Origin of the sequence: Streptomyces sp. NRRL WC-3618 (assembly GCF_001280005.1) — a bacterium.
Taxonomy (GTDB): domain Bacteria; phylum Actinomycetota; class Actinomycetes; order Streptomycetales; family Streptomycetaceae; genus Streptomyces.
In genome coordinates this window covers 1-1,689 of record NZ_LGDW01000219.1, presented here as the reverse complement: position 1 = coordinate 1,689, position 1,689 = coordinate 1, and the positions used below count along the sequence as shown (strand labels likewise).

Sequence of the window (1,689 nt, the reverse complement as noted above, 5' to 3'; positions counted from 1 at the left end):
GGCCTCTTCCATCCGGGCGATCAGCCGGGTCAGGCCGCCGGAGGTGAAGGAGAGGTCCTCCGCGAGGCGGGCGCTGGTGGTACGACGTTGCGGATGCCGCGCCAGACGCAGCAGCACTTCGAACTCGGAGCCGCCGAGCCCGGTGACCTCGCGGATCGTGCGGTCGGCCCGTCCACCGAAGGCGTCGGTCAGCCGCAGGATGTCGCCGTACAGGACGACTGCCTCATCGTTGAGAAGCTCACTCATAAACCTGACGATACAGTAATTTCCTGGCCCGCTATGTCAAGATTTAGCCAGGTTTGCAACAGTACTTGCCGTACTTGAAGCTTGAAATATAGCTGCCTCTGCAGGTACTTTTTCTGCAGCCGAACGCAACTGCACTGCACCGAAGGGACCATCCCCCCATGTCACTCGGACGACGTCAGGTACTCGTCGCAGGCTCACTCACCGCCGCCGCAGGCGCCCTGGGCGCCGGAACGGCGCACGCCACGGGACGTGGAGAGGAGACGAAGAGTCTGGAGCAGCTGTACCGCGAGGCGAAGGCGGAAGGTGGCGCGCTGACCGTCTACGCGGGCGGCGACACCGCGACCCAGCAGGACGGCAACAAGGCCGCCTTCGAGAAGGCGTTCCCCGGCATCACGCTGAACATCGTGGTGGACTACAGCAAGTTCCACGATGCCCGCATCGACAACCAGCTCACCACCGGCACCCTCGTCCCCGACGTCGTCCAGCTGCAGACGCTGCAGGACTTCCCGCGCTGGAAGCGGGAAGGCGTACTGCGCTGCTACAAGCCGGCCGGCTTCTCCCGCGTACACCCCGCCTTCAAGGACTCCGACGGCGCCTGGACCGGCATCTTCGTCGACGCGTTCTCCACGATCTACAACGACGACAAGACCGGGGCCGCTGCGCCCGCCTCCGCCCGGGACCTCCTCGACCCCCGCTGGAAGGGAAAGATCGTCTCGACGTTCCCGAACGACGACGACGCCGTCCTCTACCTCTACAAGGTCATCGTCGACAAGTACGGCTGGGACTGGCTGCGCCGTTTCGTCGCCCAGGACATCGCCTGGGTACGCGGCACCCAGGAACCCGCCGACCGGGTCGAGGCCGGCACCGCGGCCGTCGCCCTCGGCACCGACGGCATGCTGACCCCGGCCGACGGGGTCAAGACCCGCTTCGTCCTGCCGCAGAACGACCCCTTCATGGCCTGGGCCCAGCGCGCCGCCATCTTCAAGAACGCCAAGCACCCGGCCGCCGCCAAGCTGTACCTGAACTGGTGGCTCGACAAGCAGACCCAGTCCGACTTCTACATGTGGTCCGTCCGCACCGACGTCACCCCCCACGCCGGCTACCGCCCCATCTGGGACTACCCCAACGCCAACCTGGACGGCTTCGACACGTTCATGGCCGACCGCGCCCTCGTCGAGCGCTTCCGACAGCAGCTGACCCTCTACGTCGGCGAGGTCACCGGAGCACCGTCCCCGGGCTGGCTGGGACTGCACCCCGGACGCCGATGACATCTGGTCGCCCCTTCCGGCACCGCCTCGTCAGGCGGTGCCGGGACGGGCGACGTTGGGCATCAGCCCGCCAACGGCCAATGCCGTTGCTTGAGCTACTGAAGTATTGCGGGCGTAAGGGTGATGACCTTTTCCGGAACCTGCCGTGTGCCTCGCCTGACGTGGTCTTTCTTGC

General features: G+C 66.3%; 1 protein-coding gene and 1 pseudogene. One reads left to right on the top strand and one right to left on the bottom strand.

Annotated features, from left to right (window positions below; genetic code table 11):
* Positions 1 to 246: pseudogene (locus ADL01_RS19845) on the bottom strand (MarR family transcriptional regulator); the annotation flags it as partial.
* Positions 247 to 404: 158 nt separating this feature from the next.
* On the opposite strand from ADL01_RS19845, the gene ADL01_RS19840 reads away from it, so the two are divergent.
* On the top strand, positions 405 to 1,514 hold the full coding sequence (locus tag ADL01_RS19840) for an ABC transporter substrate-binding protein (RefSeq protein ID WP_053743357.1): 1,110 nt from the start codon (positions 405 to 407) through the stop codon (positions 1,512 to 1,514).
* Positions 1,515 to 1,689: the final 175 nt, after the last annotated feature.

Coding starts and splice junctions, on each gene's coding strand:
- ADL01_RS19840 (WP_053743357.1), top strand. CDS start 405: ATGTCACTCGGACGACGTCAGGTACTCGTCGCAGGCTCACTCACCGCC.